This is a genomic window from Massilia litorea (assembly GCF_015101885.1).
GTDB lineage: Bacteria > Pseudomonadota > Gammaproteobacteria > Burkholderiales > Burkholderiaceae_D > Telluria > Telluria litorea.
Window position 1 is genome coordinate 841,801 of sequence record NZ_CP062941.1, and the last position, 22,649, is coordinate 864,449.

Consider the following 22,649-nt stretch of genomic DNA (forward strand, 5'->3'; position numbering starts at 1 on the left):
GCGTGCGGGAAAATCTTGTAGTGAAATCTTTAGTTACTGCATATTTATGAGGCAGTACATTAAATCGTAGCGGCAATAGTGCGCCTCGACAAGATATTTCTACACTGGAACATTACAATCCGGCGGGGATGCCACAGTCTGATATTCCCGTGTTAATACCCCTTGTCATGCATGCCACACACTGCTTGTGGATGAGTCCGCGCCACCATGGAAGGGGGTGCCTTATAATGAGGCGGATCAATTTTGCGAGTCAGCATGAAATCTTCCCAAACGACGAATTCCCCGGCACCGAAGAAATACAGTCCGAAGCGCCTGGTCCTGATGGCTTTTGCCGCGCTGGGCGGGCTCGCCCTGACCGGCGTGCTGGTGGTCGTGTTCGCGCTGGCCATGGCCTACCCGAACCTGCCGGCCCTCGACACCATCACCGACTACCGGCCCAAGATGCCGCTGCGGATTTTTACCGCCGATAACGTCCTCATCGGCGAATTCGGCGAGGAGCGCCGCACCCTGGTGCGTTTCAAGGAAATCCCGGACGTCATGAAAAAGGCGGTGCTCTCGATCGAGGACGACCGTTTCTACCAGCACGGCGGCGTCGACTACATGGGCGTGCTGCGCGCAGCCCTGCACAATGCCGCAGGCAGCGGCGCGCGCCAGGGCGCCTCGACGATCACGCAGCAGGTCGCGCGCAACTTCTTCCTGTCGTCCGAGCAGACCCTGAAACGCAAGGCCTACGAGGCCCTGCTGGCGTGGAAAATCGAAAAGAACCTGACCAAGGACCAGATCCTCGAGGTCTACATGAACCAGATCTACCTGGGCCAGCGCGCCTTCGGCTTCCAGTCGGCGGCCCAGATCTATTTCGGCAAGGACCTGCGCGACATCAGCGTCGCCGAAGCGGCCATGCTGGCCGGCCTGCCGAAAGCGCCGTCGGCCTACAACCCGGTGGTCAACCCGACCCGCGCCCGCACCCGCCAGCAGTACATCCTGCAGCGCATGCATTCGCTCGGCTACATCACGGATGCGCAGTTCGAGACGGCGAAAAACGAAGAACTGAAAGTCAAGTCCGACAGCACCGCCTTCGGCGTACACGCCGAATACGTGGCCGAGATGGCGCGCCAGCTGGTGTATGAACAATTTAAAGAGGACACGTATACGCGCGGCCTGAACGTGTTCACCACGATCACCAAGGCCGACCAGGACGCGGCCTACCTCGCCCTGCGCCGCGGCGTGATGGACTACGAGCGCCGGCACCCCTACCGCGGCCCGGAATCGTATATCGAGATCCCGACCGACAAGACCGAAGCCGACGAGGCGATCGAAGCGGAACTGGCCGAGAAGCCCGACAGCGACGACATCGTGGCCGCCGTCGTGCTGACGGCCTCGCCGTCGAGTGTGAGCGCCGTGCTGGCCTCGGGCGAGGAAATCAAGATCACCGGCCCCGGCCTGTCCTTCGCGTCGAGCTGGCTGTCGGCGAAGGCGGCGCCGAACCGCCGCATCCGCCGCGGCGCGCTGATCCGCGTCACGCAGGACGGTGGCGACGGCTGGAAGATCACGCAGATGCCGGAAGTCGAATCGGCCTTCGTTGCGGCCAACACCGAGGACGGCGCGATCCGCGCCCTGGTCGGCGGCTTCGACTACAACCGCAACAAATTCAATCACGTCACGCAAGCCTGGCGCCAGCCGGGTTCCTCGTTCAAGCCGTTCATCTATTCCGCTTCCCTGGAACGCGGCCTGTCGCCATCGACCCTGATCAACGACGCGCCGATCTCCTTCGACGCCGGCCAGACCGGCGGCCAGGCCTGGGAGCCGAAGAACTACGACGCGAAATACGAAGGTCCGATGACGATGCGGCGCGGCCTGACCAAGTCGAAGAACATGATCTCGATCCGCATCCTGAACCGCATCGGCGCGCGCTACGGCCAGGAATACGCGACCCGCTTCGGCTTCGATCCGGAAAAGAACCCGCCGTACCTGACGCTGGCCCTGGGCGCCGGCGCCACCACGCCGCTGCAGATGGCCGGCGCGTATGCCGTCTTCGCCAACGGCGGCTACCGCGTCAGCCCCTACCTGATCTCGAAGGTGACCGACAGCGCCGGTAAAGTGCTGTCCGAAGCGCGTCCCGAGCGCGCCGGCACGGAAGCGAACCGCGTGATCGACGCGCGCAACGCCTTCCTGATGGACAGCATGCTCAAGGACGTGGCGCGCTACGGCACCGCGGCCAAGGCGCAGGCGACGCTGAAACGCACCGACATCGCCGGTAAAACCGGCACCACCAACGACTCGATCGACGCCTGGTTCGCCGGCTACCAGCCGAAGGTGGTCGGAATTGCCTGGATGGGCTATGACCAGCCGAAGAACCTGGGCAACAAGGAAACCGGCGGCGGCCTGGCATTACCGATCTGGATCGGCTACATGCAGACGGCCCTGAAATCGGTGCCGGTCGAGGAACGCCCGGTGCCGCCGGGGCTGATCATGGCCAATGGCGAGTACTACTATGCCGAGAATCCGCCGGGAACGGGCGTGCAGTCGCTCGACGTGGGAACGACGCCGGCGCCGGCGCAGCAGAAGGCGCAGGACGCGGTCAAGAACGAGTTGTTTTGAATTGTAGGGTGGGCATTCCATGCCCACGCGGTGCGGCATGTGCATCGTGATTTGCATGCCGCACCGCGTGGGCATGAATGCCCACCCTACAAAATCAACCGATTTTTACTGGCGCCCCGCCCTGCTGCGTGGCCACATCCGACAAGGCTGCAAAAAACTCCGAATCGTCGCGCGTATTGCGCCACTCGTCGCCCACGCGCTTGTAGTGGTAGCCGCCGGCGCGCGCCGCCATCCACATCTCCTGCAGCGGCGCCTGGCTGTTGACGATGATCTTCGAGCCGTTGGCGATGAACTCGATCTCGAGCACGTTGCCGTTGCGCTTGCACTCGACGTCGACCACGTCCTGGTCGTTGAGGTTGTCGAAACAGGTCTCGATGCGGTTCAGCGTCGAATCGGCCAGGTCCAAAAATTCGGATTCGGTCATGCTACACTCCAAGGTCTTGATTAAACCGTGATTCTAATCGTGAAGTCACCTTACGCGCTTTCCATCGCCGCCGCGCTGACCGTTGCCGCGCTCGCCGGCTGCGGCCAGACCGGCCCCTTATACATGCCGAAACCGCCTGCCAAGCCTGCCGCGGCGCCAGCCAAACCGGTGACGCCCATTGTCGCGCCGACCACCGACGCCGCGCCGGCCCAGACTTTGACTCCAACTCCCGCCCCCGTCCAATAAGAACTTCATGTCGCACTTTTCGTACCGAGACGGCGTCCTGCACGCCGAGAGCATCCCTTTGTCCCGCGTTGCCGAAGAGTTCGGAACGCCCACTTATGTCTATTCGAAAGCGGCGCTGCTGCAGAATTTCGCAGCGTACGCCGATGCCTGCCAGGGCCGCGATGCCCTGGTCTGCTATGCGATGAAGGCCAATTCGAATCTCGCCATCCTCGACCTGCTGGCGCGCGAAGGCGCCGGCTTCGACATCGTCTCGGGCGGCGAACTGCTGCGCGTGATCGCGGCCGGCGGCGATCCAGATAAAGTGATCTTCTCGGGCGTGGGCAAGACCGAAGCTGAAATGCGCCTGGCGCTGGAAAAAGGCATCCTCTGCTTCAACGTCGAGTCGATCCCGGAACTGCACCGCCTGAACGAGGTCGCGGCCGGCATGGGCAAGCGCGCCCCGGTCTCGCTGCGGGTGAACCCGAACGTGGACGCCAAGACCCACCCGTATATCGCGACCGGCCTGAAGGCAAACAAGTTTGGCGTGGCTTTCGATGACGCGCTCGCCACCTACCGCGCCGCCGCGTCTCTCCCCAACCTGGACGTGGTCGGTATCGACTGCCACATCGGTTCGCAGCTGCTGGACGACGCGCCGCTGCTGGAAGCGCTCGATAAACTGATCGAACTGATCGACACGCTCGACGCCGAGGGCATCCACATCCACCACCTCGACATCGGCGGCGGCGTCGGCGTCGATTACGGTGCGCCCGGCGACAAGCCGCCGGTGCCGGTGGGCGACTACTTGGGACGCCTGTTCGCGCGCATCGACGCCTGGCGCGCGGCGCGCCACGACGGCCGTGCCGTCAAGGTCATTTTTGAGCCGGGCCGTTCGATCGTCGCCAACACCGGCGTGCTGGTCACCAAAGTCGAGTTCCTGAAACCCGGCGCGGAAAAGAATTTCGCCATCATCGACGCCGCCATGAACGACATGATGCGCCCGACGCTCTACGGCGCCTGGATGGACATGAAGCCGGTCGTGCCGCGCGAAGGTGAAAAAGCCGTGTACGACGTCGTCGGCCCGGTCTGCGAATCGGGAGACTGGCTGGCGAAAGAGCGTGAACTGGCCGTCGAGCCGGGCGATTTGCTGGCGATGATGAGCGCAGGCGCCTACGGCATGACGATGGCCTCGAACTACAACACGCGCGGCCGCGCGGCCGAAATCATGGTCGACGGCGAGCAGGTGCACGTGATTCGCCAGCGCGAGAATCCGGCGGACCTGTTTGCGCTGGAATCGATGCTGAAATAAAGCACTTCAGTCGAAAAAAAAGCCCCGGTCAAGCGACCGGGGCTTTTTTTTGTCCGCGCACCGTGGCGCGCGCCTTGAGGCGGCTCCAATACACCCGCATTCCCAGCAGAACGAACACGATCGTCGCGAACAGCGCCGGCTGCGCCAGGTTGTTCTTGGCCGCCTTCATCCACCAGAAGTGGAGCACGGCCAGCGGCGCGATCAGGTAGATCAGCCGATGCAGCCATTGCCAGCGCTTGCCGCCCAGGCGCCTGATCATGGCGTTGGTGCTGGTCGCCGCGAGCGGGATCAGCAGCACGAAGGCGGTGAAGCCGACGAGAATGAATGGCCGCTTGCCGACGTCGCGCAGCATCGCCGCGACATCGAAGAAATGGTCGAACCAGAAGAAGGCCATGAAATGCAGGAAGGCGTAGAAAAAGGTGAACAGCCCGAACATGCGCCGCAGTTTCAGCAGCCAGTTCCAGCCCGACAGGCGGCGCACGGGCGTCACCGCCAGCGTGATGCAGAGCAGATATAAAGCCCAGTCGCCGGTCTCGTGGGTGATGAAGGCGAGCGGATCGACGGGGACCTGGCGCAACACGAGCCAGGCCACCCGCAAGAACGGCAGCAGTGCCGCGACGAAGACGATGCCCTTGATGGTCGACAGCTGTTTTGGTGCGGGATTGAACGCCATCGCTCAGAAGAATTTTTTCAGGTCCATGCCGGCGTACAGCGAGGCGACTTCCGGGTAGCCGTTGAACATCAGGGTTTCGCGCTTCTTCTTGAAAAAGCCGTCTTCGCCGATGCGGCGCTCGCTCGCCTGCGACCAGCGCGGGTGATCGACCTTCGGGTTCACGTTCGAGTAAAAGCCGTATTCGGAGGGCGCGGACACGTTCCAGGCCGTCTTCGGCTGGTCGCGCGTAAACCGGATGCGCACGATCGACTTGGCCGATTTAAAACCATACTTCCAGGGCACGACGACGCGCACCGGGGCACCGTTCTGGTTCGGCAGCACCTGGCCGTACATGCCGACGGTCAGCAGCGCCAGCGGGTGCATGGCTTCGTCCAGGCGCAGGCCCTCGACATAGGGCCAGTCGAGCACGCCGCTGCGCAGGCCCGGCATCTGCTTGGGGTCGGCCAGGGTCGTGAATTCGACATATTTCGCGTTGCCGGTCGGCTCGACATGCTTGATGAGATTGGACAGCGAATAGCCGACCCAGGGAATCACCATCGACCAGCCCTCCACGCAGCGCAGCCGGTAGACGCGCTCTTCCAGCGGGGCCAGCTTGACCAGGCTGTCGATGTCGAGGCGCATCGGCTTTTTCACTTCGCCTTCGATGGAGACGGTCCAGGGACGCGGGCGCAGCGTGTGCGCGTTCTCGGCCGGGTCGCCTTTATCCAGACCGAACTCGTAGTAATTGTTGTAGTTGGTCGCGTCCTTGAAGGCCGTACGCGGCTCGGTGGTCGAGAACGTGGGATTGGCCTTCGCGGCGAGCTTCTGCGCTGCCGGTGCTTGGGCAAAGGCTTCGCGGTTCGCCATCTCCCACAAGGCGCTGCCGGCGGCGGCGCCGACCGCCATACGGGCAATGAACTTGCGCCGCTCTTCATAGACCTCGCGCGGCGTGATTTCAGAAGAGAGCGGCGGATTCGCACCGTCGCGGCTTGATTTGATGAGCATCGCTAACTCCAGGCAATTGAATCTTCACGATACACGATTTCGTCAAATTGCCTTGCCTGGTTGCGAACTTTTACAGTTCCCCGTAAGAATGCAGACCCGAGAGGAACATGTTGACGCCGAGGAAGGCAAACGTCGTCACCAGCAGGCCCACGACCGACCACCAGGCCGCCACGCGTCCGCGCAGGCCGCTCATCAAGCGCATGTGCAGCCAGGCCGCGTAGTTCAGCCAGACGATCAGTGCCCAGGTCTCTTTCGGATCCCAGGACCAGTAGCCGCCCCAGGCCTCGGCGGCCCACAGCGCGCCGAGAATCGTGGCGACCGTGAAGAAGGCGAAGCCGACCGAAATCGCCTTGTACATGACGTCGTCGAGCACCTCGAGGCTGGGCAAGCGGTCGGCCAGGATGCCATGCGATTTCAGCAAATACGCAGTGCCGACCATCGCCGCCAGGGCAAAGGTGCCGTAGCCGATGAAGTTGGCTGGCACGTGGATCTTCATCCACCAGCTCTGCAGGGCCGGCACCAGCGGCTGAATCGCGGCGGCGTCGCGCGAGACCGTGTACCAGAGGAGGAAGGCGACGGCGGCGCCGATCACCAGCAGGACAAAGGCGCCCAGCTGGCGCGTCGCGTAGCGCTCCTCGTAATACAGGTAAAACAGCGCCGTGATCATCGCGAACAGGATGAAGACCTCGTACAGGTTCGACACCGGGATATGGCCGACGTCGGCGCCGATCAGGTAACTTTCGAACCAGCGCACCATCATGCCCGTAAAGCCGAGCACGACCGCCGCCCAGCACAGGCGCGAACCGATCGCCGCGCCGAACGGGGAACGGGCCAGCAGGCCGATCCAGTAGAACACCGTCGAGAATGCGAACATCGCGCTCATCCACAGGATGGCCGACTGGCTCGACAGCATGTATTTGAGGAAGAATTTTTGATCGGCATTCGCGAGCGAACCGCCGTACAGCGAAATCGCCCACAGCGCCAGCAAGGCAACCAGCGGGATCAGCCAGCGCACCGGTTTCCAATGCCAGCCGAGGGCGGCAAAGGTGGGCGCGGCCAGCAGCAGGATCGCGCGCTCATAGACGTCCATGTAGCCGGCGTAGCGGTTCAGGGCGAACAGCACGGCCGCAAGCAGGCCGGCGCCGAACAGCCAGTCGACGGTGCTCAGGCTGCGGAAATAGCCGGGCGCTTCCTTGTAGACGACGCCAGGGTTCTTTTGAAATGCTTCCATGTTTGTCTCCAGTGCCTGTATTGAACTCGGCAACGCTGCCAGCTTACGCCGATTGCGGCAGCTTGGCTGCCAGCTCGGCGAACTCTTTTTCGAAATCCAGTGTCTTGCGCTGGGTGCTCATCGCCATCAGGGCATGCGCCCCACTTGCTCCATTACGCACCCAGATCCACAAGCGCCGCTCGCGAATATAGAACATCGAGAAGATACCCGCGATCAGCAGCACGCAGCCGAGATACACGATCTTCTTGCCGGGCGAACGCGTCACCTGCAGCACCGAGGCTTTGACTTCATGGAACTCGTCGAGCTGCAGATAGACCGGGGCGCCGTAGAAGAAACTGTCCGATAAAGCATTCGTCGCCAGCTGCAGGAAGCGCGCGTGGGTATCGTTGCCTTCGATCAGAGGGAGTCCCTCGTGCGCGCGCGCGGCCTGCCACAGTTCCCACAGCACGCCGTTGAGCATCTTGATGAAGACGGCGGCCGCCTTTTCCTGCTCCGCTGCCGGAATCTTTTCCAGGAACTGCGCCACGGCGACGAAGCCGCCCGGCGTGCCCACGCCGGCGAACATGCCCAGCGTGCGCTCGGCCGATTCGCGCAGCTGGCCGGCGAAGGCGTCGCCGCCCTTCTGCCCCTGCGCCATGGTGCGCGCGGCATAGCGGCGTGCCGCTTCAAGCCGCAAGGCCGGGTCGGCCAGCGCCGCGCGCAGGCGCATCCATTCGCGCACGCTGTAAGCGTCGTCGGCCGGGATGCGCAGGAAGCGGAAGGCCTCGGACGGACTGGAGCGCACGCCGGCCAGATACACCTGGGAACCCTCGAGCGTTACCGGCTGCATGTAGTTCAGGAATTCCTTTGCTTGCCCGGTCTGGTCGCGCAGCTTGTATTGCACGCTGGGGCCGACATTTTTGAGATCCTTGTTGCCGGCATGCTTGCCGGCCGAACCGGAGGCTTTTCCAAGGGTCGCCGCGAATTGCTCGTTGAGCGTCTGGCCCTTGGCCACGGCGCGTACGTCATTGCCCGCGGTGTTCTCGACGTTGAAAGGACGGAAGCCCGACCACTCGACGGAATAAGTGCTGCCAGCCGCTTTCAGTTCCGTTGCGCCGTTCACCTCGCCGGCGATCGGGAAAGCCCTGGCATCGGCGCCCGCCATCGGGAAGCCGGTCAGTTTCAGGCGGCTGCCGCCATCCTCGAAGCTCGACTGGTAGACGGCGACGCCCTTGTAGATCAGCGGCTCGTTGACTTTAATGGTCGCCGGAAAGGTTTTGCCGAGCTCGCGGTCGTGCACGAGGACATCGCTGGCGAACAGCTTCGGCATGCCGGTCGAGTAGAACTCGATGTGGAATTTTTTCAGCTGCAGGTCGAACGGCAATTCCTGCAGCAGCGAGCCGCTCGGCTGGGCGATGGTGGCGACGCGCCCGGTCTGCCCTTCCGCCAGCAGGATATTGCCCCGATACGTAGGGTTGTTCACACTGAGGCGGTGCTGGGCCGGCACGTCGGCGATCAGGCCGCCGCCGGTGTAGGGCGTTTTGCCGAGGAACCATTGCTGCAAACGGATGGGCAGCTCGGAATCGAGCATGCCGCCCAGCAGGATCACGATGATGGCCGTGTGCGCGAAGATATAGCCGAACTTGTTGCCGGCGCCCTTCTTCGCCGCCACCAGCGTCCCGTGTTCCTTCTCGACGATTTTTACTTTATAGCCGGCATGGCCCAGGCGCAGCGCGCTCTGCTGGGCCAGCGCGGACGCATTCAGCGGCGTGGTCCATTCGGACTTGTGGTGGAAATTGCGCAGCGATTCTTCGCGCACCGACTCGCGCCAACTGCGCATGTCGCGCGTCATCTTCGGCGCATTGCGGATCAGGCACAGGCTGGTCGAGACGATCAGCACCATCAGGATGAGCAGGAACCACCAGCTGGTGTAGACGGTGTACAGGCCGAGTTTGGCGAACACTTCGTACCAGAAGGGGCCGAACTGGTTCACGTAGTTCGGCATGATGTCGCCCTGGCGCAGCACGGTGCCGATGATGGCGGCGATCGCCAGGATCACCAGCAGGCTGATGGCGAAGCGCATCGACGACACCAGCTCGACGGTCTCGGCCAGCCAGGAGCGGCGCGTTTTCAGTTCAATTCCAGTGGTGCTCATGGTTCTACGACTTTCTCGTGCAGCTAGTTTGCAGCAAAAAGGGCGCCAGCTTGCGCTGCCGCCCCTTTATTACTTCAGCATACGTTGATTAACTTAACGCAGGCCGGCGATATAATCCGCGACTGCCTTCATTTCGGCGTCCGACAGGCGCTGTGCCAGCGTCGTCATCTGCGGGCTGTTGGTACGCGCGCCGGTGCGGAAATTGACCAGCTGGGCGACCGTGTAGTCTTGCTGCTGGCCGGCCAGGCGCGGATACTGTACCGGAATGCCGGCGCCGGCGGCGCCATGGCAGCTGGCGCAGGCGGCGACACCCTTCTCGGCGATGCCGCCGCGATAGATCTTGCGGCCCAGTTCGATGGTGTCCTTGTTCTTCGCTGCGCCCTGCTTGGTCTTCTGCATGGCGAGGTAGGCGGCGACGTTGCGCTTTTCCTCGTCGGTGAGCATCTTGGCGTAGGTGGTCATGACCGGATTCACGCGCTGCGGCGTGGTGAAGTCGACCAGCTGCTTGTGGGTGTAGGCTTCGATCTGGGACGACAGCTTCGGATTGACTGCGATGCTCGAGTTGCCGTTGGCGCCGTGGCAGGACAGGCAGGCCGGCAGGCCGCGCGCGGTGTCGCCGCTTTCGTACAGGGTGGCGCCCTTGGCGGCGTCTGGTTTGGCGGGGTGCTGCGCTTCGGCTGCGCCAGCGATGCTGCCGAGAGCCAGGGTTGCAACCAACAACGATTTCACGAACACCGCGTTAGCGGACGATACAGACACACGATTCATTCGAGCACCCTGAAAAAGTCGACAACAGATTTATTGTAATTACAGCGGCCTGACCGGCGTCCCTGAAAGGGCAGCCCATACAATTGATAACCCCTTATTGTACAATAGCTTTGTTTCCCCATTGCTTCATTTCATTGCCTTTTTCACCTCTTCCCCATGTCCAAACTCTGGCAAGCCCGCTTCTTCACGACCGTCAATCAATTGCGCGATCTCCCCAACACCGTGGTGCCGGAGATCGCCTTTGCCGGCCGTTCCAACGCGGGCAAGTCGACCGCGATTAATATCCTGACGAACCAGAAGGGCCTGGCTTTCGCCTCGAAGACCCCTGGCCGCACGCAGCACATCAATTATTTCTCGATCGGCGGCGCCCACGTCGCCCAGCACCGCAAGGACCCGACCATCGTCGAGGAAATCCGCGCCCTGCTGGTCGACTTGCCGGGTTATGGCTACGCGGAAGTATCGGGCAATGCGAAACTGCACTGGCAAAAGCTGCTGGGCGACTATGTCCAGCGCCGCGAGCAACTGGCCGCGCTGGTCCTGATCATGGATTCGCGCCGCCCGTTTACGGACCTGGACACGCAAATGCTGGAATGGTTCGCCCCGACCGGCAAACCGATCCACTGCATCCTCACCAAGGCCGACAAGCTGAACCGCAACGAGCAGGCTAACGCACTGCGCGAAGCGAAAGGCGTGCTGGAAAGCTATGTGGATGAAGACGGCGAAGGCTTCCCGTTCACGGTGCAATTGTTCTCGGCGTTGAAACGGATCGGCATCGAGGAAGCGGACGCCAAGATCCAGTCCCTGATCGGCCTGGACGTCGAAGAAGAAGACGACATCGACGACGCGCAAGACGGCGGCAGCGACGAAGGCAAGGCCCCCGACCAACCCTGAAGAAAGCGATCACGATGAGCTCCATCATTACCGGCCAGTACCCCGCCACCCGCATGCGCCGCATGCGCCGCGACCCGTTCTCGCGCGCCATGATGCGCGAAAACACCGTCACCGCGTCCGACCTGATCTACCCGGTCTTCATCCTCGACGGCGAGAACCAGCGCCAGCAGGTGGCCTCGATGCCGGGCGTGGAGCGTTTATCCGTGGACTTGCTGATGGGGGTGGCCGAGGAATGCGTGGCACTCGGCATTCCGGTACTGGCGCTGTTCCCGGTGATCGACGCCTCTCTTAAAACCTATGACGGCGTGGAAGCGACCAATCCCGATGGCCTGGTGCCGCGCGCGGTAAGAAAGCTCAAGCAGCAGTTCCCGCAGCTGGGCATCCTGACCGACGTCGCGCTCGACCCGTACACGACCCACGGCCAGGATGGCCTGCCGGACGAGACCGGCTACATCGTCAACGAGAAAACCATCGAGATGCTGACGCGCCAGGCCCTGGCCCAGGCCGAGGCCGGCGTCGACATCGTCGCGCCTTCGGACATGATGGACGGGCGCATGGGCGTGATCCGCAATGCCCTGGAAGAAAAAGGTTTTATTCATACCCGCCTGATGGCCTACTCGGCCAAGTATGCGTCGGCCTTCTACGGCCCCTTCCGCGACGCCGTCGGCTCGGCCGCCAATCTCGGCAAGGCCGACAAGAACACCTACCAGATGGATCCGGCCAATACCGACGAAGCCCTGCGCGAAGTGGCGCTGGACCTGGCCGAAGGCGCCGACATGGTGATGGTCAAGCCGGGCATGCCCTATCTGGACGTGGTGCGGCGTGTCAAAGACGAGTTCAAGGTGCCGACCTTCGCCTACCAGGTCAGCGGCGAATACGCGATGATCAAGGCGGCCGCGCAGAACGGCTGGCTCGATCACGACAAGGTCATGATGGAATCGATGATGGCCTTTAAACGCGCAGGAGCGGATGGGGTGCTGACCTATTTCGCGCTGGACGTGGCGCGCAAGCTCAAGGCCGGCGGATAAACGTTTCGTCGCCAAACAAAAAAACCGTGCCGAGGCACGGTTTTTTTTATGGAGCGGGACTCACCGCACCGGCGGCTTGTACTCCGGGAACATCTCCTTCATCAGGAAGGCCTGCAACTGTTCCGTATCCTTCACCCGCGCGCTCATCGTGATCACCTTGCCGAGGCGGTGCGAATCCCACTCGAAATCGCCCGTCTTTTCGCGCCGGATCAGTTCGATCATCTTCTTGACGACCGCCGTCTCCACATCCGGCTCGCTGCCCTGCTCCACCGTCACCGAGGTCAGCCAGCGCCGTTTGAAACTCGGGTTCCAGCCACGGAATTTCAGGTCCATGCTGTGGAAGGTTTTATTCGAGATCGAGAACACGCCGCCGCTCTCGTTGGCGTCGTCGCGCCCGCGGTTGTTGACCGCCGCGATGTTCGCCAGCGCATTGCGGCTGCCGCGCGCGGCTTCGCTTTCTTCCGTGGACGTGCTGGGGTCGGTGGCGCCCCTGGCCTGGCGGCGCTTGGCGATGTATTCCGTCATGTCCATCTCGGGCGCAACTTCCTCGCGCTTCGGCTCTGGCGGCGGCTGCACCTTGGCCACTTCGACCGGTTTTTCATTCGGCAAGGTAATGGTGTTCGGCAGACGCTGGACCGGCGGCGTCGTGGGACGCGGGCGCGGGGTGCTCTTGGTGGGTTTGCGCGCGGCCGATTTTTGCGGCGGCGGCTGGGCCGGCTTCGCCAGCGGCGCGACATAGACGACTTCGCCGCCATCGGGCGGACGGGCCTTCTTTTCTTTCTTTTGCGGCTGGTAAAAATACAGCGCGACCAGCAGCAGGTGCAGCAAGACCGTGAGTATCAGACCGGTGCGATTGGCGCGGCGCTCACCATACTGCGGCACGGTGCGGCCAGGCAGGGGCTGGCCGCAATGGTCGCATACATCGCCGTGCTCTACGCAAATATGGGATTGGTCACGCAAAATCGATAGCACTTTCCGGATAGCCAAATAACGCGACACGCGGCCGCGTGCGAAGTCTACCCCGTTTGGATCGACTTCGCACGGCCGCATTCCACGTTACAGCTTATACAACTGTCGTCCTGACGGTTGTTACAGGATGTTTCAGCCGACCCGTACGCGTGGGTGTTTCACCGGTTCGTGCTGCGCATGGCCGGCCTCGGACTCGGCTTCCGCCGCGGCGACGTCGTCGTCCGTCATCGGGCCGGAGCCGCTGTACTTGTCGAGGTACAGGTAGATGACCGGCGTGATGTAGAGCGTGATCACCTGTGAGAAGATCAGGCCGCCCACCACGGCGAGACCCAGGGGCTGGCGCAATTCCGCGCCGGCACCGATGCCCAGCGCGATCGGCAGCGCGCCCATCATTGCGGCGAGCGTCGTCATCAGGATCGGACGGAAACGCAGGACGCAGGCCTCGCGGATCGCCTCGTCCGGCGTCATGCCGGCATTCCTCTGGGCGTCGAGGGCGAAGTCGATCATCATGATCGCGTTCTTTTTCACGATACCGATCAGCATCAGGATGCCGATCATCGCGATCAGGGTCAGGTCCATATTGAAAATCCACAGCGTCAGCAAGGCGCCGACCGCCGCCGACGGCAGGCCGGCCAGAATCGTCAACGGGTGGATATAGCTCTCGTACAGCACGCCGAGCAGCACGTAAATGACGCCGATGGCCGTGATGATCAGGATCAGCTGGCTCGACTGGGTGTCCTGGAACACCGCTGCATCGCCGCCGTACTGGGTGATGACCGAAGCCGGCAGCTTCATGTCGCGGCCCATCTGGTCGATCGCCGCGGTGGCGTCGCCCAGCGGCACGCCCGGCGCCAGGTTGAATGCCAGCGTGATCGCCTGCAACTGCCCCTGGTGGTTGATGGCGATCGGGCCGACCGTGCGGCGCACGCTCGCAAAGCTCGACAGTTTCACGAGCGCGCCCGATTTCGAGCGCACCGACACTTTTGACAGGGCGTCGTCGTAATAGCGGTCGGCCTCGGCCGCTTCCAGGATCACGTAATAGCTGGCCGCGCTGGAATAAATGGTCGAGACCTGGCGCTCGCCGAAGGTTGCGTACAGCACGGTGCGCACGTCGGCCATCTGGACGCCGAGCAGCGCCGCCTTGTCGCGGTCGATGTCGAGCGTGGCTTGCAGGCCGCGGTTCTGCGAGTCGCTGGTGACGTCGCGGAAAATCGGGTTGGCGCGCATGCGCTCGAGGAACTGGTCGGCCCAGCCGCCGATTTCCCCGCCCGACACGCTTTGCAGCGAGTACTGGTAGCGGCTTTTGCTTGGACGGCCGCCCAGCTGCAGGTTCTGCACCGGGGCCATGTAGACCTGCACGCCGGCGATGTTGCGCGTGGCCTTGCGCAGTTCATCAAGGACTGCGGGCATTGCAGGACGCTCTGCCCGCGGCACCAGCACCAGGAACATGCGGCCGCTGTTGCCGCCGCCGGTAAACGAGGTCACGCTCTGCACGTTCTTGTTTGCGCGCATCACGTCGACCACCTTGCCCTGCAGTTCCAGCAGCCTGCTTGATGAGGTGTCTTCCGCCGTTTCGACGGTCACGCGCAATTGCCCCAGGTCTTCCTCGGGGAAGAAGCCTTTTGGCATGGTCGAATACAGGAAGATGGTCAGCACCAGGGTGCCCAGCGCCAGCATCAGCACCAGGAAACGGTGCCGCAGCGCGCGGTCCAGGCTGCGCGCATACCCATTGCGCACGCTCGTGAACAGCGCCTCGAAACGGCGCCCGATCCAGGACATCTCGTGCGGCTCGACGTGGCCGCCGCCTTTCAACAGGCGCGAGCACAGCATCGGCACCAGGGTCAACGACACGGCTGCCGAGACCAGCACGGCGAGGCCGACGATGACGGCGAACTCACGGAACAGCAGGCCGATCACGCCCGGCATGAAGAAGATCGGGATAAAAACGGCGACCAGCGAAATCGAGATCGAGATGATGGTAAAACCCATCTCGCGCGAACCTACCAGGGCCGCGTGGAAGGGTTTTTTACCGAGCTCCATGTGGCGCACGATGTTTTCCAGCACCACGATGGCGTCGTCGACCACCAGGCCGACTGCCAGCGTAATGCCCAGCAGCGAGATGTTGTCGAGGCTATAGCCGAGCGCATACAACAGCGACAGCGCGCCCAGCAGAGAGATGGGCACGGTGACCGCCGGAATCAGGGTTGCCGTGAGGCGGTGCAGGAACAGGAAGATCACCAGGATGACCAGCACGATGGTACCGGCCAGGGTCAGGTTGACGTCGTGGATCGCCTCCCTGATCGAGATCGAGCGGTCGTTGACCAGGTGGATCTTGATCGAGGCCGGCAGTTGCTGCTCGAATTTCGGCAGCAGCGCGCGCACGGCGTCGACCACCTGCACGGTATTCGCGTTCGGCTGGCGCTGCACCATGAGCACGATGGAACGTTCGCCGTTCAGGCTGCCAGCCGCCTTGACGGACTGGTAGCTGTCCTCGACTTGCGCGACATCCTGCAGGCGCACCGGCATGCCGTCGCGGGTGGCGATGATCAATTTCGCGAAATCGGCCGCCTTCATCAGCTGGGCGCCGCCCTGGATGGTCAGCGTTTGCGCCGGGCCGTCGAGCACGCCCAGCGGCGCATTCGAGTTGGCGGCGCGCAGCGCGGTCGCCAGTTCATCCATCGAAATATTTCTCGCGTTCATCAGGTCGGAACGGGCACGCACGCGCACGGCGAAACGCTTCTGGCCATTCACGGTGACCTGGGCAATGCCCGGCAGGGTCGAGATCGCCGGCGAGATCATGTTCTCGGCGTAATCGTTCAGCTCGGCCAGGCTCATCGACGGCGAGGTCATGTGCGCAAACAGGATCGGGGCGTCGGCCGGATTGACCTTGCGATAGGACGGCAGGTCCGTCATTTCGAGCGGCAACTGGCGCTGGGCGCCCAGCAGCGCCGCCTGGACGTCGACGGCGGCCTTGTCGACATCGATCTTGGTGTCGAATTCCAGGGTGAGCGAGGTGCTGCCCTGGGTGCTGGTCGACGTGATCAGCTTGATGCCGGCGATCGTCGAGAATTGTTTTTCCAGCGGCAAGGCGACGGACGAGGCCATCGTCTCGGGGCTGGCGCCCGGCAGGTTGGCGTTGACGTTGATGACCGGCGTGTTATAGCTGGGCAGCGCCGCAACCGGAATGTGCATGTAGGCGAGGATGCCGACCAGCACCAGGCTGATCGACAGCAGCACGGCCATTACCGGCCGGCGGATACACAGTTCGGACAAATTCATGCCGCTTTATCCTTTCCTGCCGGCGCAGCTTGTTGCGTGCCTTGCTGCTTCGCTCCCGCGAGCCGTACCTTGCCGCCCGGACGCAGGTTCTGCTTGCCTTCGGTAATGACCTGCTCGTCGCCGTTCAGGCCCGTCACCGCCGCATTCAGGCCGAACGCATGCTGGCGTGCAATCGGCACCTGGCGCGCGGTGCCATCCTTCTCGGCCACGTAGACGAAGGTGCCTTGCGCGTTGATGATAATCGCATTCTGCGGAATCACCACCGCGTCCTTTATCGTGCGCACGGTGACGCGCGTGTTCACGTATTGCCCCGGCCACAGCAGGCCGTCGCTGTTGCCGAACTGCGCTTTCACGCGGATGGTGCCGCTGGTCGGGTCGACCGTGTTGTCGACGAAACTCAGTTCGCCGGTCACCGGTTTCGCATCGGCGCCGGTGCTGGCTTCGACTGCCACCTTGCCCTGCTTCTGCGCGGCCAGCAGCGAACCGAGGCTCGATTCCGGCAGCGTAAACGCGACGTCGATCGGGTCGAGCTGGGTGACGGTGGTCAATGAGGTTGCCGGCTGCACCAGGCTGCCCGGATAGACATTGATCGCGCCGACGCGGCCCGCCATCGGTGCGCGGATGCTCGTGTAGCTGGCGTTCACCTGGCTGGCGCGCACGGCGGCGCTGCTGGCGGCCAGGGCGGCTCTGGCGCCCTCGACCTGGCTCCTCAATGTGTCGACGGCGCTTTGCGCCAGGAATTTCTGGGCCACCAGGTCCTGGCTGCGCTTGTACTGGCGCTCGAGGTCGGCCAGGCTGGCACGGCCGCGCGCCACTTCCGCTTCGGCCTGCGCCACGCTGGCGCGGTCGCTGCGGTCATCCAAGGAGAACATCAATTGACCGGCTTTCACGAACTGGCCTTCCTTGATGTGGACCTGCCGGATCGTGCTGGTCGTCTGCGGACGCAGGTCGACGGTGCGTTGCGGCGTGACGGTGCCGTTCGCGGCAACGTCCACGCCGACATCCTGGCGCTGCGGAGTGATCACGTTGACGGTGGTCGGCGGCTGCGCGCCGCCCTTTCCACCCGCGCCGCCCTGTGCGCTTTCGGCTTCGGCATGGGCGCCCCGGTTCATGTACCAGGCGCCGCCGGCACCAGCGGCCACGACAATGGCGATCACTGCGAGAGTATTCTTTTTCATTCAGGTCCCTTACCGCGCGTGCCGGCGGCTTTATCAGTCAATTAAATCGGTGCGATGAGATTAGTCAGTATGACACTGGCATATCACAGTGTCATTTGCCCGGGTAGTACTCCGGCAGCATGAGGGTAACCTCGAGGCCGCCTTCCAGGTGGTTCGCCAGGGAGATGCTGCCGCCGTGCTGCTCGGCGATGTTGCGGGCGATGGTCAGGCCCAGGCCGGTGCCGCCCGATTCGCGCGAGCGCGAGATCTCGACACGGTAGAAGGGATCGAACACGCGGACCTGCTCCGATTGCTCGATGCCGGGGCCGCTGTCGCGCACGCGGATGCGCGCTGCACCGTTCACGCGGTCGACCGTGACCTGGGCCTGGTGCCCGTATTTCACCGCGTTGTCGATCAGGTTGCCGAGGCAGCGGCGCAGGTCGAGCGGACGGCCCAGCAGCGCCATGCCCGAGCGCCCCGCCAGCGTGACGGCCTGGCTGGCGTCGGCGGCGTCGTCGCACACGGAGTCCAGTAGCGAATCGAGGTCGAGCAGCTGCATGCTTTCGGTGGTGTCCATGCTGCGCGCGAGATCGAGTCCCTCCCGCACCATCGCCTGCATGGCCGACAAGTCGCCGATCAGGCGTTCCTGGAGCTCGTGGTCCGACACCTTTTCCAGGCGCAGGCGCATGCGCGTGAGCGGCGTTTGCAGATCGTGGGTGATCGCGGCCAGCATCTGCGTGCGCTGGAAGATGTACTGGCGAATCCGCGCCTGCATGGCGTTGAAGGCCGCGCTCGCTTGCCGGATTTCGCTGGCGCCGGTGAGGTCGAGCGGGGCGCGGTTGATGTCGTTGCCGAGGTCCTGCGCGGCCTGCGCCAGCTGTTTCAGCGGACGGGTCGTCATGCGCGCGACGAGGTAGGCGAGAATCGCGATGCTGACAAAAAACAGCGCCAGCACGGCGCGGTAATCGGTATCGGCAAGCACCAGGCTGCGCGGCGGCAGCACGGACAGGTGCAATTGTTCGCCGTCGCGCAGGCGCACGTTCAGGTTTTCGCAGGCGCCGCGCCATTCGGCGCTCAGCAGGCCGTACAGCAGCGGCATCCGCGGCGGGTTGGCGCAGGCCGCCGGACGGGCCGCGGCGCTGCCGATCCGGTATTCCTTGCCGAGCCTGTCGGTCAGGGTGCGGGCGAAGTCCGAGGGTGTGGGCGCGAGCGGCTGCAGCTCACCGGCATCGAGCTGCAGGCCGGGACGGTTGGCAACGCCGAGATAGGCGCGTCGGGCCGAGGCCGGCACGATCTCGGTTGCCATGATGAGTTGCTCGGCGCGCTCGATCAGGGTCTGGTCGCGCTGGCGTTCGAGCACGCGCTGGCGTTCGACGTCGGCCAGCCACTGGGTGAGCGCAGCCGAAATCAGAATACCGAGGAGCAAGGTGGCAAAGACACGGCCCGTCATCGAGCCGAGGAAGGCTTTCACGCTGCGGGCTCCACGGTGACCTGGCCGGCCAGCACGTAGCCGCCGTTACGCACGGTTTTGATGATTTGCGGCATGCGCGCGTCTTCGCCCAGCTTCTGGCGCAGGCGGCTGATCTGGATATCGATCGAGCGGTCGAAGGGGTCGGCGTCGCGCCCTTGCGTCAGGTTCAGCAGCTGGTCGCGGTTCAGGACGCGGTTCGGGTGTTCGAGGAAGACGCGCAGCAGGCGGAACTCGGCGCCCGACAGCATGATCACCATGCCGTCCGGATTGAGCAGGTGGCGCGCCGTCAGGTCCAGGGTCCAGCCCGAAAAGCGCATCTGCTGCACGTTCTCGGCCGGGGCATTCGAGGGCATCGCATGCGAGCGGCGCAGCACGCTGCGGATGCGCGCCAGCAGCTCGCGCGGCTCGAAGGGTTTCGGGAGGTAATCGTCGGCGCCCATTTCCAGGCCGAGGATGCGGTCGAGCGGCTCGTTTCTCGCCGTAAGCATGATCACCGGCAGGCTGGAGGTGGCGCGCAGCTTGCGGCACAGCGTCAGGCCGTCGTCGCCCGGCAGGTTCAGGTCGAGCACGATCAGGTCGGGACGAGCCTCGTCGAGGATCTTCCACATCGCCACGCCGTCGGCGGCGGCCAGCGCGCGGTAGCCGTTCGACTCGAGGTAGTCGGCCAGCAACTGGCGGATGTCGCGGTCGTCGTCGACGATGAGGATGGTAGATGGATTGTCCATGCTCGCAATTATCCTTGCTTCTACAGGGCATGAACAGCGGGTTTGTATCTGTATGTATATGAATAAACGAAGGAAACATATTGATACAAAGAGTGTGGCAGGGGACACGCTGGGCTTACATTTATTCGCGATGATGGATCCCGTGCAGTGAGTAGTTCACGCACAACATCAACTGACTCACACACCACGAGGACCTGAAATGAAAACTCTTCACAAAAATGTCTTGATCGCCCTGACCGCCCTCGGTATCGCCGGCGCCGCCGTCGCCCAGACTGCCCCTGTCCAGCCGCAGGAAGGCCGCCATGGCCAGGCCGTCAGCGCCGAACAGCGCGCGGCATTCAAAGCCGAGCGCCAGGCCAAGCGCGCCGAATGGCAAGCCCAGCGTGAAGCCAAGCTGCGTGCCGAGCTCAAGCTGACCCGGCAGCAGGAACCGGCTTTCGCCGCCTTCATCGCAGCCGGCAAGCCCGCACAGGGCCCGCAAGCCCGTGCCGAGCACGAGAAGCTGGCGGCCCTACCCGCGCCGCAGCGCCTGCAGCAGCAGATCGAGCGCCAGAAGCAGCGCACCGCCCGCATGGAAGCGCGCCTGGCGGCCTTGAACAACCTGTATGCCGTGCTCACGCCGGAGCAGAAGCAGGTGTTGGACAGCAAAGCGATGCGTTTCGGCGGCAGGCATCACGGTCATCGCGGTGGTCAGCACGGCGAGCGTGGCGCGGCGCTGCAAAGCTAAATGATTTAGCTGATAACGAAAAAGGGATGCCTCGGCATCCCTTTTTTGTCCTCTGTCCGATACGCGAACGATGTACCGCGTGGGCGGAGCCCACCCTACGGGCTACTCGAGCTTTTGCAGCGAATTCAGGAATTTGGCGGCATTCTGGTAGCCGATCACGCGGCTGTCACTGATCTCCTTGCCCGCCCGGTCGAAGAAAATGATCCCCGGTGGGCCGAACAGGCCAAACCGTTTCAGCATCGCCTTGTCGTGCGCATCGTTGGCGGTCACGTCGACCTGCAGCAGCATCGTATTGGCCAGCTTGGCCTGCACCGCGGGATCGATGAAGGTCAGCTTCTCCATCTCCTTGCACGACACGCACCAGTCGGCATAAAAGTCGAGCATGGCCGTCTTGCCGGCGTTCGCGGCCAGCACCGCATCGAGCTCGGCCACGGTTTTCACGCGCTTGAAGGTCAGCGCGTGTTTTGGCGTACCCGTCAGGTGTGCCAGCGGTGCGAGCGGGTCGCGCCCGCCCGTGGCGGCGCCAACCAGCTGCAAGGCACCCAGGATGCCGAATGCGGCGCCGCAGGCGATGGCCGCCCAGTGCCCGCGCCGGCTCAGCAGATACGCACCGTAGCCGAGCAGCAGCGCAGCCCACAGGATCATCTGCAGCAACGGCGGCAAGACCGGAGAGACCAGCCACAGCGCCATGCCCAGCATCAGTACGCCGAAGAAGCGCTTGACGGTGTCCATCCAGGCGCCGGCGCGCGGCAGCAGCGAGCCGGCGGAGACGCCCACCAGCAGCAGCGGGATGCTCATGCCGATCGCCATCGAAAACAGCGCGGCGCCGCCGACCAGCACGTCTCTCGTCTGGCTGATGTAGACCAGGGCGCCGGCCAGCGGGGCAGCCACGCAGGGCCCGACGATCAGGGCGGAAATCGCACCCATGGCGAACACGCCGGCCAGCTTGCCCGACGCCTGGCGCCCGGACGCATTGGCCAGTTTCGTTTGCATCGAAGCGGGCACCTGCAGCTCATAAAAACCGAACATCGACATCGCCATCGCGACGATCAACAGGGAGAAGGCGCCCAGCACCCACGGGTTTTGCAGGGCGGCCGACAAGCCCTCCCCGATCAGGCCGGCGGCTACGCCGAGCGCCGTGTAGACGATGGCCATGCCGAGCGAATAGGTGACCGACAGCACCAGGCCGCGCGAGCGTCTGGTCTTGCCGCCCTCCCCCACGATGATGGACGACAGGATCGGCACCATCGGCAGCACGCAGGGTGTGAACGCCAGGCCCAGGCCGAGCAGCGCGAAGGCGGGGACAATGGCGAGCAGGCGCCCGCCTTGCAGGATGGCGCCGATACCGGCCATGTCGGAGGGCGTGCCGGCAGGATTGGCCGCGGGCGCACTGGCCGCCGGCACGGTGCCGGGTGCCGGGCTCTGCGGCACCGCGCTCGCGGCCGCCGGCGCCGTGGCGGGCGTGCTGCTCGCGCCCGGGGCGGCGACGCTTGCCGGCCCTTCGCTGAGGGGCGCGGACGACAGCGCGATCGACGACGGCGGCTGTGCATTCGCGCCGATCGGTATGCTCGCCTCGGAGGATCCGGCGGCGGCCGTCAATCGCGCGCTGTGTTCCTGCGGCGGGTAGCACAGGCCGGCGTCGGCGCAGCCCTGGCTGGTGGCGTTCAGCGTGAAGGCGGACCCGCTTTCGACGGGGATGCGGATCGTTACGCTCCCGTGGTAAGTTTCGACGTTCTTTTCGAAAGTCTGGTCGTATTTGACCTTGCCTGGCGGGATTTGCGGCCCGCCCAGCTTCGCTCCGGTCGCCGTAAATGTAAAACGCTCGCGGTACATGTAGTAGCCGGGGGCGATGTCGTAGGTGACGACGGCCGTGCGTTCGCCTTCCATGCGCGCGGAGAATTTGAAGGCGACCGCAGGATCGAGGAAATCCTCGGCGCGGCCAGGTGCCGCCAGCAGCACGAGCGAGACGAACAGCAGCGTCAGCGCGGCCAGCAGGCGCGTATGGGCTGCACGAAAACGGGAGACGGACATGACTTCCTTTGATGAACACAACGCAGCA

18 protein-coding genes are annotated in these 22,649 nt (G+C 63.8%); 6 read left to right on the forward strand and 12 right to left on the reverse strand.

Going from position 1 to position 22,649, the window contains the following annotated elements; all coding sequences use genetic code 11:
• The first annotated feature begins 255 nt into the window (after positions 1 to 255).
• Positions 256 to 2,598, forward strand: coding sequence for a penicillin-binding protein 1A (locus LPB04_RS03705; RefSeq protein ID WP_193687440.1), 2,343 nt, complete (start codon positions 256 to 258; stop codon positions 2,596 to 2,598).
• Positions 2,599 to 2,692: 94 nt separating this feature from the next.
• Here LPB04_RS03705 and cyaY read toward each other — a convergent pair whose 3' ends face one another.
• Positions 2,693 to 3,022: an iron donor protein CyaY gene (gene cyaY, locus LPB04_RS03710; protein WP_193687441.1), complete on the reverse strand. Its 330-nt coding sequence runs from the start codon at positions 3,020 to 3,022 to the stop codon at positions 2,693 to 2,695.
• Positions 3,023 to 3,061: 39 nt separating this feature from the next.
• Between cyaY and lptM the strand changes: the two genes are divergently transcribed.
• Positions 3,062 to 3,268, forward strand: a complete 207-nt coding sequence (gene lptM / locus LPB04_RS03715; protein ID WP_193687442.1) for an LPS translocon maturation chaperone LptM — start codon at positions 3,062 to 3,064, stop codon at positions 3,266 to 3,268.
• 7 nt (positions 3,269 to 3,275) lie between these two features.
• Complete coding sequence (lysA, locus tag LPB04_RS03720) at positions 3,276 to 4,553, forward strand: diaminopimelate decarboxylase (RefSeq protein WP_193687443.1); 1,278 nt, start codon at positions 3,276 to 3,278, stop codon at positions 4,551 to 4,553.
• A 28-nt stretch (positions 4,554 to 4,581) separates the two neighbouring features.
• Here lysA and LPB04_RS03725 read toward each other — a convergent pair whose 3' ends face one another.
• The 5 genes from LPB04_RS03725 to LPB04_RS03745 all read right to left on the reverse strand — a co-directional run bounded on the left by LPB04_RS03725 (position 4,582) and on the right by LPB04_RS03745 (position 10,343).
• Complete coding sequence (locus LPB04_RS03725; protein WP_193687444.1) at positions 4,582 to 5,226, reverse strand: protein-methionine-sulfoxide reductase heme-binding subunit MsrQ; 645 nt, start codon at positions 5,224 to 5,226, stop codon at positions 4,582 to 4,584.
• A gap of 3 nt (positions 5,227 to 5,229) precedes the next feature.
• Entirely contained in the window at positions 5,230 to 6,210 is a 981-nt protein-coding gene (msrP, locus tag LPB04_RS03730) for a protein-methionine-sulfoxide reductase catalytic subunit MsrP (RefSeq protein WP_193687445.1), read from the reverse strand.
• Positions 6,211 to 6,280: 70 nt separating this feature from the next.
• Positions 6,281 to 7,441, reverse strand: a complete 1,161-nt coding sequence (ccsB, locus tag LPB04_RS03735; protein ID WP_193687446.1) for a c-type cytochrome biogenesis protein CcsB — start codon at positions 7,439 to 7,441, stop codon at positions 6,281 to 6,283.
• Positions 7,442 to 7,484: 43 nt separating this feature from the next.
• Positions 7,485 to 9,575 (reverse strand): cytochrome c biogenesis protein ResB, encoded by a 2,091-nt coding sequence (locus LPB04_RS03740; RefSeq protein WP_193687447.1) that lies wholly within the window; start codon positions 9,573 to 9,575, stop codon positions 7,485 to 7,487.
• A 93-nt stretch (positions 9,576 to 9,668) separates the two neighbouring features.
• On the reverse strand, positions 9,669 to 10,343 hold the full coding sequence (locus tag LPB04_RS03745; protein WP_193687448.1) for a c-type cytochrome: 675 nt from the start codon (positions 10,341 to 10,343) through the stop codon (positions 9,669 to 9,671).
• A gap of 156 nt (positions 10,344 to 10,499) precedes the next feature.
• Here LPB04_RS03745 and yihA point away from each other — a divergent pair, with 156 nt between their 5' ends.
• Complete coding sequence (gene yihA / locus LPB04_RS03750) at positions 10,500 to 11,234, forward strand: ribosome biogenesis GTP-binding protein YihA/YsxC (protein WP_193687449.1); 735 nt, start codon at positions 10,500 to 10,502, stop codon at positions 11,232 to 11,234.
• 14 nt (positions 11,235 to 11,248) lie between these two features.
• Positions 11,249 to 12,262 (forward strand): porphobilinogen synthase, encoded by a 1,014-nt coding sequence (gene hemB, locus LPB04_RS03755; RefSeq protein WP_193687450.1) that lies wholly within the window; start codon positions 11,249 to 11,251, stop codon positions 12,260 to 12,262.
• A gap of 60 nt (positions 12,263 to 12,322) precedes the next feature.
• On the opposite strand, the gene LPB04_RS03760 is transcribed toward hemB, so the two are convergent.
• From LPB04_RS03760 to LPB04_RS03780, 5 genes are all read right to left on the reverse strand, one after another.
• Positions 12,323 to 13,144, reverse strand: coding sequence for a hypothetical protein (locus tag LPB04_RS03760; protein ID WP_227496607.1), 822 nt, complete (start codon positions 13,142 to 13,144; stop codon positions 12,323 to 12,325).
• 219 nt (positions 13,145 to 13,363) lie between these two features.
• Positions 13,364 to 16,510 (reverse strand): efflux RND transporter permease subunit, encoded by a 3,147-nt coding sequence (locus LPB04_RS03765; RefSeq protein ID WP_193687452.1) that lies wholly within the window; start codon positions 16,508 to 16,510, stop codon positions 13,364 to 13,366.
• Positions 16,507 to 17,688 (reverse strand): efflux RND transporter periplasmic adaptor subunit, encoded by a 1,182-nt coding sequence (locus LPB04_RS03770; protein ID WP_193687453.1) that lies wholly within the window; start codon positions 17,686 to 17,688, stop codon positions 16,507 to 16,509. Before LPB04_RS03770 ends, LPB04_RS03765 begins: the two co-directional genes overlap by 4 nt.
• 91 nt (positions 17,689 to 17,779) lie before the next feature.
• On the reverse strand, positions 17,780 to 19,138 hold the full coding sequence (locus LPB04_RS03775) for an ATP-binding protein (protein ID WP_193687454.1): 1,359 nt from the start codon (positions 19,136 to 19,138) through the stop codon (positions 17,780 to 17,782).
• Positions 19,135 to 19,863: a response regulator gene (locus LPB04_RS03780; RefSeq protein WP_193687455.1), complete on the reverse strand. Its 729-nt coding sequence runs from the start codon at positions 19,861 to 19,863 to the stop codon at positions 19,135 to 19,137. Before LPB04_RS03780 ends, LPB04_RS03775 begins: the two co-directional genes overlap by 4 nt.
• Before the next feature lie 199 nt (positions 19,864 to 20,062).
• Here LPB04_RS03780 and LPB04_RS03785 point away from each other — a divergent pair, with 199 nt between their 5' ends.
• The gene (locus tag LPB04_RS03785; RefSeq protein WP_193687456.1) at positions 20,063 to 20,590 is read left to right on the forward strand and encodes a Spy/CpxP family protein refolding chaperone; all 528 of its coding nucleotides are present in this window, start codon (positions 20,063 to 20,065) and stop codon (positions 20,588 to 20,590) included.
• Between the two features lie 102 nt (positions 20,591 to 20,692).
• On the opposite strand, the gene dsbD is transcribed toward LPB04_RS03785, so the two are convergent.
• On the reverse strand, positions 20,693 to 22,621 hold the full coding sequence (gene dsbD / locus LPB04_RS03790) for a protein-disulfide reductase DsbD (RefSeq protein WP_193687457.1): 1,929 nt from the start codon (positions 22,619 to 22,621) through the stop codon (positions 20,693 to 20,695).
• Between the last annotated feature and the right edge of the window lie 28 nt (positions 22,622 to 22,649).

Excerpts from the sequence above, each read along its gene's own strand:
- LPB04_RS03705 (WP_193687440.1), top strand. The coding sequence starts at position 256 with ATGAAATCTTCCCAAACGACGAATTCCCCGGCACCGAAGAAATACAGT.
- cyaY (WP_193687441.1), bottom strand. The coding sequence starts at position 3,022 with ATGACCGAATCCGAATTTTTGGACCTGGCCGATTCGACGCTGAACCGC.
- lysA (WP_193687443.1), top strand. The coding sequence starts at position 3,276 with ATGTCGCACTTTTCGTACCGAGACGGCGTCCTGCACGCCGAGAGCATC.
- LPB04_RS03725 (WP_193687444.1), bottom strand. The coding sequence starts at position 5,226 with ATGGCGTTCAATCCCGCACCAAAACAGCTGTCGACCATCAAGGGCATC.
- msrP (WP_193687445.1), bottom strand. The coding sequence starts at position 6,210 with ATGCTCATCAAATCAAGCCGCGACGGTGCGAATCCGCCGCTCTCTTCT.
- ccsB (WP_193687446.1), bottom strand. The coding sequence starts at position 7,441 with ATGGAAGCATTTCAAAAGAACCCTGGCGTCGTCTACAAGGAAGCGCCC.
- LPB04_RS03740 (WP_193687447.1), bottom strand. The coding sequence starts at position 9,575 with ATGAGCACCACTGGAATTGAACTGAAAACGCGCCGCTCCTGGCTGGCC.
- LPB04_RS03745 (WP_193687448.1), bottom strand. The coding sequence starts at position 10,343 with ATGAATCGTGTGTCTGTATCGTCCGCTAACGCGGTGTTCGTGAAATCG.
- yihA (WP_193687449.1), top strand. The coding sequence starts at position 10,500 with ATGTCCAAACTCTGGCAAGCCCGCTTCTTCACGACCGTCAATCAATTG.
- hemB (WP_193687450.1), top strand. The coding sequence starts at position 11,249 with ATGAGCTCCATCATTACCGGCCAGTACCCCGCCACCCGCATGCGCCGC.
- LPB04_RS03765 (WP_193687452.1), bottom strand. The coding sequence starts at position 16,510 with ATGAATTTGTCCGAACTGTGTATCCGCCGGCCGGTAATGGCCGTGCTG.
- LPB04_RS03770 (WP_193687453.1), bottom strand. The coding sequence starts at position 17,688 with ATGAAAAAGAATACTCTCGCAGTGATCGCCATTGTCGTGGCCGCTGGT.
- LPB04_RS03780 (WP_193687455.1), bottom strand. The coding sequence starts at position 19,863 with ATGGACAATCCATCTACCATCCTCATCGTCGACGACGACCGCGACATC.
- LPB04_RS03785 (WP_193687456.1), top strand. The coding sequence starts at position 20,063 with ATGAAAACTCTTCACAAAAATGTCTTGATCGCCCTGACCGCCCTCGGT.
- dsbD (WP_193687457.1), bottom strand. The coding sequence starts at position 22,621 with ATGTCCGTCTCCCGTTTTCGTGCAGCCCATACGCGCCTGCTGGCCGCG.